Origin of the sequence: Sphingopyxis sp. BE259, from assembly GCF_031457495.1 — a bacterium.
Taxonomy (GTDB): Bacteria; Pseudomonadota; Alphaproteobacteria; order Sphingomonadales; family Sphingomonadaceae; genus Sphingopyxis.
Window position 1 is genome coordinate 304,108 of sequence record NZ_JAVDWM010000001.1, and the last position, 13,460, is coordinate 317,567.

Annotated in this window: 11 protein-coding genes; 6 read left to right on the forward strand and 5 right to left on the reverse strand. The window is 64.8% G+C overall.

The window, feature by feature from the left end; translation table 11 throughout:
* Nucleotide 1: 1 nt before the first annotated feature.
* Complete coding sequence (locus J2X44_RS01555; RefSeq protein ID WP_310087528.1) at nucleotides 2-193, reverse strand: hypothetical protein; 192 nt, start codon at nucleotides 191-193, stop codon at nucleotides 2-4.
* Between the two features lie 12 nt (nucleotides 194-205).
* Between J2X44_RS01555 and J2X44_RS01560 the strand changes: the two genes are divergently transcribed.
* The 4 genes from J2X44_RS01560 to J2X44_RS01575 all read left to right on the forward strand — a co-directional run bounded on the left by J2X44_RS01560 (nucleotide 206) and on the right by J2X44_RS01575 (nucleotide 4,203).
* Nucleotides 206-859 (forward strand): RpiB/LacA/LacB family sugar-phosphate isomerase, encoded by a 654-nt coding sequence (locus J2X44_RS01560; RefSeq protein ID WP_310087529.1) that lies wholly within the window; start codon nucleotides 206-208, stop codon nucleotides 857-859.
* Nucleotide 860: 1 nt separating this feature from the next.
* Nucleotides 861-1,616, forward strand: coding sequence for a 2-dehydro-3-deoxy-D-gluconate 5-dehydrogenase KduD (kduD, locus tag J2X44_RS01565; protein WP_310087530.1), 756 nt, complete (start codon nucleotides 861-863; stop codon nucleotides 1,614-1,616).
* A 63-nt stretch (nucleotides 1,617-1,679) separates the two neighbouring features.
* Nucleotides 1,680-2,693, forward strand: a complete 1,014-nt coding sequence (locus tag J2X44_RS01570; protein WP_310087531.1) for a sugar kinase — start codon at nucleotides 1,680-1,682, stop codon at nucleotides 2,691-2,693.
* Complete coding sequence (locus J2X44_RS01575; protein WP_310087532.1) at nucleotides 2,680-4,203, forward strand: carboxylesterase family protein; 1,524 nt, start codon at nucleotides 2,680-2,682, stop codon at nucleotides 4,201-4,203. Before J2X44_RS01570 ends, J2X44_RS01575 begins: the two co-directional genes overlap by 14 nt.
* An 83-nt stretch (nucleotides 4,204-4,286) precedes the next feature.
* Here the strand turns inward: J2X44_RS01575 and J2X44_RS01580 are convergent, their stop codons facing one another.
* Genes J2X44_RS01580 through J2X44_RS01590 form a run of 3 tightly spaced genes read right to left on the reverse strand, consistent with a single transcriptional unit; the run spans nucleotide 4,287 to nucleotide 7,029 of the window.
* Nucleotides 4,287-5,258: an alpha/beta hydrolase gene (locus J2X44_RS01580; protein ID WP_310087533.1), complete on the reverse strand. Its 972-nt coding sequence runs from the start codon at nucleotides 5,256-5,258 to the stop codon at nucleotides 4,287-4,289.
* The gene (locus J2X44_RS01585) at nucleotides 5,255-5,659 is read right to left on the reverse strand and encodes a cupin domain-containing protein (protein WP_310087534.1); all 405 of its coding nucleotides are present in this window, start codon (nucleotides 5,657-5,659) and stop codon (nucleotides 5,255-5,257) included. The genes J2X44_RS01580 and J2X44_RS01585 overlap by 4 nt, the downstream gene beginning before the upstream one ends.
* Complete coding sequence (locus J2X44_RS01590; RefSeq protein WP_310087535.1) at nucleotides 5,656-7,029, reverse strand: pectate lyase; 1,374 nt, start codon at nucleotides 7,027-7,029, stop codon at nucleotides 5,656-5,658. Before J2X44_RS01590 ends, J2X44_RS01585 begins: the two co-directional genes overlap by 4 nt.
* A gap of 259 nt (nucleotides 7,030-7,288) precedes the next feature.
* Here J2X44_RS01590 and J2X44_RS01595 point away from each other — a divergent pair, with 259 nt between their 5' ends.
* Both J2X44_RS01595 and J2X44_RS01600 read left to right on the forward strand, forming a co-directional pair.
* A complete protein-coding gene (locus tag J2X44_RS01595) occupies nucleotides 7,289-10,147 on the forward strand; it encodes a TonB-dependent receptor (RefSeq protein ID WP_310087536.1) in 2,859 nt (952 codons plus the stop codon).
* Between the two features lie 75 nt (nucleotides 10,148-10,222).
* Nucleotides 10,223-11,836 carry a family 43 glycosylhydrolase gene (locus tag J2X44_RS01600; protein WP_310087537.1) on the forward strand — a complete coding sequence of 538 codons (1,614 nt, stop codon included), beginning with the start codon at nucleotides 10,223-10,225 and terminating at the stop codon, nucleotides 11,834-11,836.
* Here J2X44_RS01600 and J2X44_RS01605 read toward each other — a convergent pair.
* Nucleotides 11,833-13,314 carry an altronate dehydratase family protein gene (locus J2X44_RS01605; protein WP_310087538.1) on the reverse strand — a complete coding sequence of 494 codons (1,482 nt, stop codon included), beginning with the start codon at nucleotides 13,312-13,314 and terminating at the stop codon, nucleotides 11,833-11,835. The genes J2X44_RS01600 and J2X44_RS01605 overlap by 4 nt on opposite strands.
* Nucleotides 13,315-13,460: the final 146 nt, after the last annotated feature.

Sequence of the window (13,460 nt, forward strand, 5' to 3'; positions counted from 1 at the left end):
TTCAATCCTTTGCGGGTTCGGGCTGTTCCTCCCTCCGTTCGCCCTTTTGATGGGCGTGCGGCACCCCGAAATCAACCGCAACAATCGCCATCTGGCCGAAATGGATACCGGTGTCCAGATCGCTTGCCGCGATCGGCCGGCGTTGATATTGACACCGGTTACCAAAATGTCTAGCTTGCAGGAAATCCAGCAAAGGAACCGCATCATGAAGATCGCGCTGATCACCGAAAACAGCCAGGCCGCCAAAAATGCCATCATCCACGACGCGCTGACAACGGTTGCCGAACCGCTGGGCCATCAGGTGTTCAATTACGGCATGTATTCGGCGGACGACAAAGCGTCGCTGACCTATGTGATGAACGGGCTGCTGGCCGGCATCCTGCTCAATTCGAAGGCTGCCGATTTTGTGGTCACCGGGTGCGGCACGGGCATGGGATCGATGCTCGCCTGTAACGCGATGCCAGGGGTGTTCTGCGGGCTGGTGATTGATCCGACCGATGCATTTCTGTTCGGCCAGATCAACGATGGCAACGCGATTTCCATGCCGTATGCGAAGGGCTTCGGCTGGGCAGCCGAGCTCAATCTGCAGGATGTCTATCGTAAGCTATTCGACGGCGAACGCGGTCTCGGCTATCCGAAGGAGCGCGCCGAAATCATGCGGACCAACCGCGGCATCCTGAAGGATCTGAAAGCCGCGTCGTGCAATGATATGCTGACGGTGCTCAAGACCGTCGATCAGGATCTGCTGCGCGCCGCGATCGCGGGTGAGAAATTCGCCGAATATTTCTACGCCAATTCGCAGGACGACGCGATCAGCGCCTATCTGAAGACTGTGTCGGCGGAGCGGGCACTCGCCTGATATGACCGGATTATTCGATCTTTCGGGCCGGGTCGCGCTGGTCACCGGCGCCAATACCGGCATCGGGCAGGGCATCGCGGTCGCGCTTGCCGAGGCGGGGGCGGATATTGCTGCGGCTGGTCGGTCGGCGGCGGACGAGACGGTCGGCAAGGTGCGCGGGCTCGGCCGGAAGGGCGAAAATTTCGCCGCCGACCTGTCGAGCGTCGGCGCGGTGCAGCCGCTGGTCGATGCAGTGCTCGCCGAGTTTGGGCGCATCGACATCCTCGTCAACAATGCCGGGATCATCCGCCGCGCCGACGCGGTCGATTTTACCGAAGGGGATTGGGATGCGGTGATGGACACCAATCTCAAGACGCTCTTTTTTCTGTGTCAGAGCGTCGGCCGCCACATGATCGCGCGCGGCAGCGGCAAAATCATCAACATCGCCTCGATGCTGACCTTTCAGGGCGGCATCCGCGTGCCGAGCTATACTGCGTCGAAATCGGGGGTTGGCGGGCTGACCAAGCTGCTCGCCAACGAATGGGCGGCAAAGGGCGTCCAGGTCAACGCGATCGCGCCGGGCTATATCGCGACGAACAACACCGCCGCCCTGCAAGGCGACGAGGTGCGCAATCGCCAGATCATGGAACGGATTCCGGCGGGTCGTTGGGGCGATCCCCGTGACATCGGCGGGGCGGCTGTGTTTCTGGCGTCGCGCGCTTCGGACTATGTGCAGGGGCATATCCTGGCCGTCGACGGCGGCTGGCTCGCGAGATAAACACTTCTTGGCGCTGAATGAAAAGAACAGCCCTTCGACAAGCTCAGGGTAAACGGAGTTGGGATGGCGCAAGGCAGACTGGTCTTTTTCGGCGAACTGCTGATCCGTTTCACCGCACCCGGTAACGAATTGCTGATGCAGTCGCCGTCGCTGGCGCTGCACGTCGGCGGCGCGGAGGCGAATGTCGCGATCGGCCTCGCCTATATGGGCCATGACTGCGCGATGGTCAGCAAAATAGCGGACAATGCACTGGGTCGCGGCGCCGTGGCGGCGGTGCGCGGCGCGGGCGTTGATTGTACCGCCGTCACCCCTCATCCTGGCCGCATGGGGCTCTATTTCCTCAGCGTCGGGGCCGGGCTGCGCGCGTCGGAGATCGTCTATGACCGCGCCGGGTCGAGTTTCGCCGCAACCGGCGCGGAGGATTATGACTGGGACGCGCTGCTTGGCGGTGCGCGCCTGCTCCATCTGTCGGGCATCACCCCCGCGCTCGGGCCACGCTCGGCCGAAGCGGCGCTGGCTGCGGCGCGCGCCGCGAAGCGACTTGGCGTGCCGGTCAGCTTTGACGGCAATTACCGCGCGATGCTGTGGGAGGCATGGGACAGCGATCCGCGCGCGATCCTCGCGGAACTTATCGACCTGACCGACATCCTGTTCGGCAATCACCGCGACCTGTCGCTGGTGCTGGGGCGGGAGTTCAGCGGTGCGGGCGAAGACCGGCGGCGCGAAGCCGCCGAAGCGGGCTTCGCCGCTTTCCCCGATCTCAAACTGATCGCCTCGACGGCGCGCCATACGGTCACGGCCGACCATCATCGCATCGCGGCGCGCGTCGATCTGCGCGGCGACGGCCATCAGACCGACGAGATCGACGTCACTGGCATCGTCGACCGCATCGGCGCGGGCGACGCCTTTGCCGCCGGGGTGCTCCACGCGCATCGGGCGGGCGGCGATGCGAAAGCGATGGCCGAATCGGGGCTGGCGCTGACCGCGCTCAAGCATTCGCTGCCCGGCGATGCCAGCCGGTTCGGGCAGGCCGACATCGACGCCTTTCACGGCGGCGGGCTCGATGTCCGCCGATAGGCTGACGCGCCGCGGTGTGCTGGCCGCAGGTGCGGCGTCGCTGATCCTGCCGGTGATCGCCAAGGCGGACAGTTTCACGCCAATCGATTATGTCGGCGCCGTGAAGGCTCGCGATGGCTCCTATGTATCGGTGCAACGGCGAAGCATCGGCGACGCGGTGACCTGGGCCTTCACCGGCGTCCGCTATGCCCGCGCGAAGCGCTTTTCGGCGCCGGTTGCGGTGACCAAAGCCGAGCAGCTGAAGGGCGACAGCTTCGGTCCCGCCTGTCTGCAGGTGGGCGACCGCTACCAGCCGCAATCCGAAGATTGTCTTTTCCTCAACGTCTGGGCCCCCGACATCGACGCAAAGCGCCAGCGACCGGTGATGGTCTATTTCCACGGCGGCGCCTATTCGACCGGCAGTGTCACCGATCCGGTCAACGATGGCGCGGCGCTGGCGGCGCGCGGCGATGTCGTGGTGGTGACGGTCAACCACCGGCTCAACGCGCTCGGCTATCTCTATCTCGCGCGGCTCGATCCGCGCTTTCCCGACAGCGGCAACGCGGGCCAACTCGACCTGATCGCGGCCCTGCAATGGGTCCAGCGCAATATCGCGGCGTTCGGCGGCGATCCCGCCAATATCACCGTGTTCGGCCAGTCGGGCGGCGGCGCCAAGATCGCCACCTTGATGGCGATGCCTGCCGCCAAAAGCCTGTTCCACAAGGCGATCACAATGAGCGGGCAGCAGGTGACCGCCTCGGGACCGCTGAATGCGACGAAGCGCGCGGAGGCATTTATCGCGAAGCTGGGAGCGGGCGTTGACCCCGCAACCGCGCCGGTCGAGCAACTCGTTGCGGCGTTGGCGGCGATCGATCCAGTGCTCGGCGGCGGGGTCTATATGGGGCCGGTGCTCGACATGCAGCACCTCACGCGCCACCCCTTCTGGCCCGATGCCGCGCCGCAGTCGCTCGGCATCCCGATGCTGATCGGCAACACGGTGCTCGAAACGCGCGCCTTCTACGCATCCGATGGCAAGCAACTGGCGGGGCTGAGCTTCGACAATCTGGCGGCGCGGATCGCGCCCGAAATGCGGATCGATGCGCATCCCGAATGGGTCGTGGGCCAATTCCGCGCTCGTTATCCCAAGGCTGCACCGCTCGATTTGTTCCACCGCATCATTACTGCGGCGCGCAGCTGGCGCGGGCAGGTCGAAGAGGCCGAGGCGCGGGCGCGAGCAGGTGCGCCCGCTTTCGTCTACCAGCTCGATTTCGAGGATGCCAAACACACCGACGACATCGGGCTCGGCTTTGGCACGATCCCCGACCCGACCTCCGCGCAGCAGGCGATGAGCGATCGAATGATGGACGCGTTCGTCCGTTTCGCGCGCACCGGCAATCCGGGCTGGGCGGCGTATGATCTGACGCGGCGACAAACGATGATTTTCGATACGACAAGTCGAGTCGAGAACGATCCGCGGCGGTGGGAGCGCGAGCTGTTCGCGCGGGTGCCGTATATTCAGCCGGGTTCCTAACTCGTCATTGCGAGCGAAGCGAAGCAATCCAGAGTAGCGTAAACCGCTCTGGATTGCTTCGCTGCGCTCGCAATGACGATGATCTAAATGATCTTGTGCGACCTCAGCCAGTTCCACAGCAGTTCGGGCCAGATCGCTATCGGCAACCCAGCGGTCTTCATCAGCCCAAAACCATGCTCGCCGCGCTCGAAGAAATGCGCCTCGCACGCCGCCCCGACGCCGCGGATCGCCTCACGCAGGCGCACGCTGTTTTCGATCTTCACCACGCTGTCGTCCTCGGCGTGGAGCAGCCACAGCGGCGGCTGATCGGCGCGGACATTGCGTTCGGGCGAGTAGAGTTTTTCGCGCGCGGCATCGGGATTGGGGCCGATCAGTTTTTCGCGGCTGACCGCGTGCGCGATCGCCGGGTCCATCGACACGACGGGATAGATGGCGGCGAGCGCGTCGGGGCGCGCCGATAAAGCATCAGCGGCGTCGAGTGGCGCATAAACCTCGGCATCGAAGCGCGTCAGCAGGCTCGTCGCAACCTGCCCGCCGGCCGAAAAGCCGCCGAAGGCGACGCGCGCCGGATTGATGCCGTCGATTTTGGCGCGGCTGCGCACGATCCGCACCGCGCGCTGCGCATCGGCGAGCGGGACGTCGGACCCGTTGGCCCAGCCGTCGCCGGGCAGGCGGTAGAAGAGGACATAGACAGTGACGCCGCGATCCTGCAGCCAGCGCGCGAGTTCATAGCCCTCCTTGTCGATCACGACATAACGATAGCCGCCGCCTGGCGCGAGGATGACCGCCGCGCCATTGGGTTTTGCCGGACGGAAAATGTCGAGACGCGGGCGCGTGATGCCTTGCAGCATCCGGTCGCTGGCGTTCGGATCGTCGCTGCGCTGGACGACCTGTTCGACCAGACCCGCGGGCGGCCGGAGGTGACCGCCTGGCCAGAGCGGAACGCTGGCGTCGGGGGTAACGCCCGCGGGCCGGGTCCAGGCGGCCTGCGCCGCCGCGGTGGCGAAGGGCGCGGCGAGTCCCGCCGCCAGCAGCGCGCGGCGGCCCATCGTCATGGCGCGGCTTGCTTGTTCGGGTAAGCGATGATCAGCACCAGCGGTTCAGTGCCGGTCTGGCGGATGCCGACCTTCGCGCCCTTATACAGCCACGCGGCCATGCCTGCCTTCAGTTCGCGTTCCTCGCCATCCGAATGGACGACGCCCGCCCCCGACAGGACATAATAGATTTCGTCATGGTCGATCGGGTGGATACCGATCGCGGCGCCGACGTTCAGCGCGCGTTTGCGGAATTCGAAACTGCGCGGCGCGGGAATGGCATCGCTGATCCGGTACGCCGTCGACAGCCCGATCGCGCCGTGCGGGGGCGGTTCCTCGCGGACCGTGGCGGCTTCGTCGATCACGATCATCGCGGGTGCGTCACCCCCGGCGAGCAGCAGTGCGGCGAGCCACATGGTCATTGCCCGCTCCGCGAGGCGCGGTCGCGCGGCGACAATATTTCCTGCGGCATCGGCGCGGTCTGCCCGGGGTAGAGCCCCGATCGCGGCTCCATCGTCGTCAGATCCCAGACGGCGTCGATGAAAGGCGCGCGCACCTCCTTGACCGTGGGATAGCCGCTGACTTCCTTTTCGTCGTCGATCACGTCGCCGCGCCCTTCGGCGACGAAGAACAGCACCCTGATTTCCTCGGTATCGCGCGCCCACGGCCGTGCGCCCGCGCTCGCCAGCACCGATGTTTCGACGTCGCGCACCGGCAGGATCCTGTAACCGTCCAGCGGCGCCAGCGGCGCCTTGGCGCGGATAAGCTGTGCGCGGGTTTCGCCGTAGCGACCAAATTCGGGGAGCGGTGCGCCGTGGCGATCGACGAGCAGATTGTCCTTGCCATAATAAGCGAGATCGCCGTCGCCGCCGAGCATCAGAAAGGGCAGGCCGGGGTCGGTATCATTGCCGCCGCGCATCACATTGCCCACCGCGGTAATCTCGCCGGTCGCATAGGGCTGGCCGACCCATTCGAGGTTCATCAGGTTGTAATGCACTGCGCGGTGCTGCGGGTTATAGATCAGGTTGTTGACCATCAGCGCCTGCGCCCCGCCCTTGATCAGCGGGTTGCGCTCGACATTATGCGCCCAGACGTTGCGGTAAAAGACGATGCCGGTCGCATTGTCGTGGATCAGCGATCCCTTGCTATGCTCGCCCTTGGGATGGCTTGCATCGGCGAGACCCTCAGCGGCGAGATTGTTGGAAAAGGTGATGTTGCGGCTCGTCCCGGCGCGCCATTCGGCCACCGTCTTGCCGGTGAAGCGCGGGCCGGACGCCGACATATTCTCGTCGATCCCCCACATCAACGTGCAATGATCGACGATGACGTTATGCGCCGCGACGGTCGAAAAGGTGTCGGCTTCCCAACCGCTGCGTTTCGGCTGGCCATCGACCCCGGTGTAGATGCGCAGATGACGGATCACGACGTCGTGCGTCTTTACGTCGATGCCGGTGCGGATCAGCGTGATGCCGGGGCCGGGCGCGGTTTGCCCGGCGATGGTCAGGAACGGGTGCGTGACGCTGATCGTCGTGCGCCCCATGTCGATGACGCCGCCGACCTCGAACACGATAATGCGCGGTCCCGGCGTCTCGATCGCCGCCTTCAGTGATCCGGGGCCATCGGGCGCCAGCGTCGTGACGCGCAGGATCCGGCCGCCGCGTCCGCCGACGGTGTGGGCGGCGGGTCCGACCGCGCCGGGGAACGCCAGCGGTGCCGTCTCGGCGGCCAGTACCGGACTTGTCGGCAGCGCAAGCGCCAGAAAAAGCGCGGCCAGCCAAGGTTTTTTGGGCATCGGTCTCTCCATTTCATTGGGGTATTGACACGGCTCTTCCAATCCCTCTATCTTCCTGACACCGGTTACCCCAATCGGTCAACGAGAAAATAGTCCAAGGGAGAGGGTTATTGCCGGGCCAGTCGCAACGGACGACGGCCCCATCATCACTCTCGAAAATTTCTGGCCAGGCGATCGCGCCGATTTGTCTGGTCTCGTAAAGTAACCGGTGTCATTTCTTGCCAAAGCAGGAAGGGCCGCCGATCAAGGGAGGATGATAATGGCTATTCATGCAACGCGGGGCCTTCGCGCTTTGACCCAATTGGCGTGCGGCGCTTCGCTTGCCGCGCTGGCGGTGTCGCCGGCTTATGCGCAGGACGCGGTGCCCGCCGCTGAGGAAGCGGTCGCGGCCGAAGACGAGATCGTCGTCACCGGCTTCCGCGCCTCGCTCGACAAGGCGCTCGACGTCAAGCGCGAGTCGGTTGCGGCCGTTGACGCGATCGTTGCCGAAGACATCGCCAAATTCCCCGACCAAAACCTCGCCGAATCGCTCCAGCGTATTCCGGGCATCACCATCCAGCGCGACGGCGGCGAAGGGCGCGGCATCACGGTGCGCGGGCTGGGTTCGCAATTCACCCGCGTCCGCGTCAATGGGCTTGAAACCGTCGCGACCTCGACCGACGGCGCGTCGGCGAACCGCGACCGTGCATTCGATTTCAACGTCTTTGCGTCGGAGCTGTTCAGCTCGATCGTCGTTCACAAGACCGCATCGGCCGAGCTTGACGAAGGCTCGCTCGGCGCCGTCGTCGACCTCAACACCGGCAACCCGCTGGCGGGCAAGAGCGGCTTCACCGCGGCGCTGTCGGCGCAGGCGAGCTATAACGACCTGTCCGAAAAGGCTGGGCCGCGCGTTGCCGGGCTGCTCAGCTGGGTCAACGACGCCGGGACCCTCGGCTTTGCGGTATCGGCGGCCTATTCGGATCAGAAGACACTCGAACTCGGCAATAACACGGTGCGCTGGGCGCAGGCGCGCTTCGATTCGGTCAACGGTGCCCCGTGCTTTACGACCACCGCGACGAGCGGCATCGGCGTCGCCAATTCGGGCGGTGTATACACCAACGGCCGTTCCGCCGCTTGCGACTCGGTCGCGCTCGCCTTTCACCCGCGCATTCCGCGTTACGGTGAAATCGCGCACGACAAGAAGCGGCTGGGGATCACCGGGTCAATCCAGTTCGCGCCGACCGATGCGACCAAGATTTCACTCGACGGCCTGTTCTCGAGTTTCAAGCACCAGCGCCGCGAGCGTTGGGGCGAGGTGCTGCTGCGCAGCAACGAACGCTCGATCAACGTCCGCGATTATGTGATCGACGGCGACAACAATATGATCTCGGCGACGCTCGATGACGCGTGGGTCCGCACCGAACATTATCTGCGTCAGGCAAAGACCGAATTCTACCAGTTCGGCGGCAGCTGGGATCAGGATGTCAGCGACAATTTCCGCTTCACCTTGCTGGGCGGCCTGTCGAAATCAACCGCGTCGATCCCGCTCGAAACCACGCTCGTCTTCGACGATCGCGACGCGCAGAATTACCGCTACGATTACACCGACATGGCGAACCCGGTGCTGACCTTTGGCACCAGCGTCACCAACCCGGCGAATTTCCAGCTCGCCGAAATCCGCGACCGTCCGTCGGAGGTCGAGAACAAGTTCCGCACCGCGCAGCTGCGCACCGAATGGGACGTCACCGACGGCTTCACGGTCAAGGCGGGCGCGGTCTATCGCCGCTTCGATTTCACCAGCATCGCCTTCACGCGCGACACCGTGGTGTGCGGCAACGGCGGGGTCGATCGCGTCCTCGGTACGCTCACCTGTTCGCCGTCGTCGGCGTTTGGCCCGACCGCAATTTACGGCTTCCCGGTGACCTCGTCGCTCGCCGAACTGTTCACGCTGGGCAAAGCGGGGCAGCCCGCGGGAACGACCACCGAATGGCTCGTCCCGAATCTGGAAGCGGGAACCGCATTCACCGGCCTGTACAATCGCACCCCGGCGCTCGACGCGGGTAACAACCGCGCAGTCCGCGAAGAGGTGACCGGCGGTTATCTGCAATTCGATGCCAAGGGCGAACTCGGCGGTTTGCGCTACGCGCTCAACGCCGGGGTCCGCTATGTCCACACCGATCAGACGTCGAGCGGGCTGAACAGCGGCGCAGCAGTGACCGTCGAGCGCAGCTATGAAGACTGGCTGCCGTCGATGAACCTGGCGCTGTTCCCGCACGACGACATCATCATCCGCGCCGCGGTCGCCGATGTGATGACGCGCCCGACGCTGGGCAATCTGACCCCCGGCGGGTCGGTCGACGGCTTCAACTACCGGATCAACTACGGCAACCCGTTCCTCGATCCGTTCCGCGCGACCTCCTATGACCTGGCGTTCGAATGGTATTTCGCGCCGCAGGCGATCTTCTCGGTCGCGCTGTTCAAAAAGGATATCGCGAGCTTCCCGGTCGCGACGACGAGTAGCGGGACCTTTGCCTCAACCGGCCTGCCGCTGTCGGTGATCCCGCCGAGCAGCCCGGGCGCGATCAATCCCGAAGGCCAGCTGTGGACGATCACCTCGATCGGCAATGGCGAAGGCGCAAAGCTGAAGGGGGTCGAATTTTCGTTGCAGGCGCCGTTCACCTTCCTGCCCGGCTTCCTGTCGAACTTCGGCGGCATCGCCAATGCGACCTTCGTCGACTCCGACGCCGATTATACCGTGGCGGGTCCGTCGGTGGTCCCGGGCGGCGCCAACGTCTCGGCGGTCCGCAACGGGACGCTCTTCAACCTGTCGAAGCGCGCCTACAACGGCACGCTCTATTATGACGATGGTAAGTTCAGCGCGCGCGCCTCGATCAGCTATCGCAGCCGCTATGCCGACGCCAACAGTGGCACCGGCAATGTGTTCGAAGGCTATGGTTCGACGATCAACGTCGATGCGTCGATGCGCTATGCGATCACCGACAATATCGAATTGTCGGTCGAGGGCATCAACCTGACCGACGAATATCGCTATCGCTTCACCGATATCGATGCTGACCGCAATTACGAGAATAATCATTTCGGCCGCACCTTCCTGTTCGGTGCGCGCGTCAAGATTTGATCGACCATAGTTAGTCCCGGTGAGGCCCGGTCTTCGCTTGCGGGGGCCGGGCCTTTCTTTTGCAAGGAATATGAAATGACCGATCGCCGCGACATGCTCAAACTGGTCGGGACGGGGCTGGCCGGTGCGATGATTGGCGGCCTGGGGCTGCCCGGCGCAGCGGTCGCAATACCCAAGTCGAAGGACGCACCGCCGCCGCCCTGGGCCAAGGGTTTCGACGGGCAGCGCAAGGCCGATCTGGGCGACGGGCGTTTTCTCAACCCGATCATGGCGGGCGATCATCCCGACCCTTCGATCCTGAAGGACGGCGCCGATTATTACATGACCTTTTCGACTTTTGACTCCTATCCGGGGCTGGTCATCTGGCATTCGCGCGATCTGGTGAACTGGCGGCCGATCGGCCCCGCGCTGCACAGGAATATCGGATCGGTGTGGGCGCCCGAACTGTGCAAGCATGGCGGGCGCTATTATCTCTACATTCCGACCAAAGGCCCCAACACGAGCTGGGTGATCTGGGCCGACAAGATCGAGGGTCCATGGAGTGATCCGGTTGACCTGAACCTGCCGGGCCATATCGATCCCGGTCATGCGGTCGGTGAGGACGGGTCGCGCTGGCTGTTCCTGTCAGGCGGCGACCGCGTGCGCCTGTCCGACGACGGGCTCAGCCGCATCGGCGAACCCGAGCATGTTTATGACCCGTGGCGCTATCCGTCCCACTGGGTGGTCGAGGGCTTCGCCCCCGAAGGCCCGAAGATCACCCGCCACGGCGGCTATTATTACATGATCACCGCGGTCGGCGGCACCGCGGGACCGCCAACCGGCCATATGGTGATCGCGGCGCGGTCGAAATCGATCCATGGCCCGTGGGAGAATTGCCCCGCCAACCCACTCGTCCGTACCACATCGGCGGCGGAAAAATGGTGGTCGCGTGGCCATGCGACATTGGTCGAGGGGCCGGCGGGCGACTGGTGGAGCGTCTATCACGGCTTTGAAAACGGCTATTGGACCCTCGGCCGTCAGGCGCTGCTCGATCCGATCGAATGGACCGATGACGGCTGGTTCCGGATGACCGGCGGCGACCTGTCCCAGCCGATCGCCAAGCCCCGGGGCGGCACGATCACAGGTCCGCACGGCATGGCGTTGTCGGACGATTTCAGTACGCTGGCGCTCGGCGCGAAATGGAATTTCTTCAAACCCGCAGCTGATGAACGCAGCCGCGCGCGGGTCGAAAAAGGATCATTGTTCCTGCGGGCGCGCGGCAAGGCGCCGGTCGATTCATCGCCCTTCCTGCTGATCGCGGGCGATCAGGCGTATCGTTTCGAATGCGATATCGAGATCGCGCCCGGCGGCACCGCGGGGCTGATCCTGTTTTACGACGAGCGGCTCTATTGCGGGCTCGGCTTTGACGGCGAGCGCTTTGTCACTCACCAATATGGCATCGAACGCGCGCGGCCGACCAATCCGCACGGAACCCGGATGCGGATGCGCGTCACCAACGACCGCCATATCGTCACCTATGACACCAGCGGCGACGGCGGAAAGACCTGGACCCGGTTCGATCGCGGCATGGAGGTGTCGGGATATCACCACAATGTCCGCGGCGGCTTTCTGATGCTGCGCCCTGGGCTTTATTCGGCAGGGGCGGGCGAGGCGCGGTTCCGCAACTTCACCTTCCGCGCGCTCGATTAGAGCGTCACGCCCGATTTCCAGATCGCGATATCGCGTTCCTCGTTTGCCTCGGCCTTCGTCGCCGCGCCCGATGCGGTGGCGATGATTAAGTCAAGGAGCGCGTCCGATGCCGCGGCGAAACCTTCGCCGATCACTTGGCCTGCGTCGAAGTCGATCCATCCCGCCTTGCGTGCAGCAAGGTCGCTATTCGAGGCGATCTTCAGCGTCGGGGCCGGAAAGCCCAAAGGCGTGCCGCGCCCGGTGGTGAACAGGATGACCGTCGCGCCCGCTGCGGTGAGAGCGGTCGATGAGACCGCGTCGTTGCCCGGCGCCTCGAGCAGCGTCAGCCCGGGCAGCGCCGCCTCGCCGCCATAGGGCTGGACATCGACCAGCGGCACCTGCCCGCCCTTTTGCACCGCGCCGAGCGACTTTTCCTCCAGCGTCGTGATGCCGCCCGCGATATTGCCGGGCGAGGGATTCTCGCTCACCGGCTCGCCATGGCGGGTGAAATAGGCTTTGAAATCCTGCACCAGCCGCGCGGTCCGGTCGAAGACGTCATGCGACACCGCGCGGTCCATCAGCAATTGTTCGGCGCCGAAGATTTCGGGGATTTCGGTCAGGATTACCTTGCCATTTGCCGCGGCGACCGCATTGGCCATTCGCCCGACCAGCGGGTTGGCGGTGAGCCCCGACAGCCCGTCCGACCCGCCGCATTTGACTCCCAGAGTCAGCGCCGATAGCGGCGCGGCGCTGCGCGGGACGTCGGCGCAGGCCTCGACCAGTTCGTCCACCAGCGTCAGGCACGCCGCCTCGTCATCCTCGACCGCCTGCGCCGACAGGGTGCGGATATGACCGCGCCGACCCTCGGGGATAGTGTCAAGCAACGCGGTCAACTGGTTGCTTTCGCAGCCCAGCCCGACGACCAGCACCCCGCCCGCGTTGGGATGCTGCGCCAGCGCCGCGAGCAATCCGCGCGTATGGCTCAGATCGTCGCCGAGCTGCGAACAGCCGAAAGGATGCTTGAACGCGTGGGCGCCATCGACGCGCCCGGCATGGCGCGCGCCCGCGATCCGCGCGACGCGCGCCGCCAGATTGCCGACACAGCCGACCGTCGGCAGGATCCATATCTCGTTGCGCGTGCCGACGCGCCCGTCGGCGCGGACATAGCCCATGAAGTGGCGCACGGGTGGTGTGGGTGGCGATGGCGGCGGGGGCGCCGTGTAGGCATAAGCGTCGTTTCCCCACAGCGCAGTCGCCAGATTGTGGCTATGCACATGCGCGCCCACCGCAATATCGGCGGTCGCGATGCCGATCGGAAAACCATATTTGATCACGCGCGCGCCGCGCGCGATCGGCGCCAATGCCAGCTTGTGGCCGCGCACAATCGCTTCGGCGACGATCACGCGCTGTGCGCCGACGGCGACCGCGCTGCCCGCCGACAGGTCGGCGAGGGCGGTCGCGACATTGTCGCCTGCGTGGATTCGGATCGCGTCGGTCATCTGCCCATTTCCACCATCGTTGGTGACGTCATCGTCGCTGCACCCATCGCGCCGCCGTCGGCGATGGGCCGGCGGCGCGCCTGCTGCCAAAAAGCCACCGAACGATGATCATCATCCGCTATTCACTTGCTTTTGACACCGGTGTC

Coding starts and splice junctions, on each gene's coding strand:
- J2X44_RS01560 (WP_310087529.1), top strand. CDS start 206: ATGAAGATCGCGCTGATCACCGAAAACAGCCAGGCCGCCAAAAATGCC.
- kduD (WP_310087530.1), top strand. CDS start 861: ATGACCGGATTATTCGATCTTTCGGGCCGGGTCGCGCTGGTCACCGGC.
- J2X44_RS01570 (WP_310087531.1), top strand. CDS start 1,680: ATGGCGCAAGGCAGACTGGTCTTTTTCGGCGAACTGCTGATCCGTTTC.
- J2X44_RS01575 (WP_310087532.1), top strand. CDS start 2,680: ATGTCCGCCGATAGGCTGACGCGCCGCGGTGTGCTGGCCGCAGGTGCG.
- J2X44_RS01580 (WP_310087533.1), bottom strand. CDS start 5,258: ATGACGATGGGCCGCCGCGCGCTGCTGGCGGCGGGACTCGCCGCGCCC.
- J2X44_RS01585 (WP_310087534.1), bottom strand. CDS start 5,659: ATGACCATGTGGCTCGCCGCACTGCTGCTCGCCGGGGGTGACGCACCC.
- J2X44_RS01590 (WP_310087535.1), bottom strand. CDS start 7,029: ATGCCCAAAAAACCTTGGCTGGCCGCGCTTTTTCTGGCGCTTGCGCTG.
- J2X44_RS01595 (WP_310087536.1), top strand. CDS start 7,289: ATGGCTATTCATGCAACGCGGGGCCTTCGCGCTTTGACCCAATTGGCG.
- J2X44_RS01600 (WP_310087537.1), top strand. CDS start 10,223: ATGACCGATCGCCGCGACATGCTCAAACTGGTCGGGACGGGGCTGGCC.
- J2X44_RS01605 (WP_310087538.1), bottom strand. CDS start 13,314: ATGACCGACGCGATCCGAATCCACGCAGGCGACAATGTCGCGACCGCC.